The sequence below is a fragment of the Pseudomonas sp. SIMBA_068 genome, from assembly GCF_046534705.1.
In the GTDB taxonomy this organism is placed as follows: domain Bacteria; phylum Pseudomonadota; class Gammaproteobacteria; order Pseudomonadales; family Pseudomonadaceae; genus Aquipseudomonas; species Aquipseudomonas putida.
This window is the reverse complement of the sequence record NZ_JAWRYI010001711.1, coordinates 1-234: the sequence shown is the minus strand read 5'-3', so window position 1 is coordinate 234 and position 234 is coordinate 1. Positions and strand designations below refer to the sequence as shown.

At 63.7% G+C, this 234-nt stretch carries 1 protein-coding gene; it reads left to right on the top strand.

Annotated features, from left to right (window positions below):
- The coding region (locus SB756_RS35585) for a ThiF family adenylyltransferase (protein WP_410913948.1) at positions 1–234 on the top strand (234 nt) is incomplete at both ends.

The following is a 234-nucleotide window of genomic DNA, read 5'->3' as shown; positions in this document are numbered from 1 at the left end:
ATATGGCGACTCGCCAGGAGATTAATGCCGCCTGCGTGGCACTCAACACGCCGCTTATCACCGCCAGCGCGGTCGGATTTGGCGGTCAGTTGATGGTACTGACGCCGCCCTGGGAGCAGGGGTGTTACCGCTGCCTGTGGCCAGATAACCAGGAGCCAGAACGCAACTGCCGCACGGCGGGCGTGGTTGGCCCGGTGGTCGGGGTTATGGGCACTTTGCAGGCACTGGAAGCCA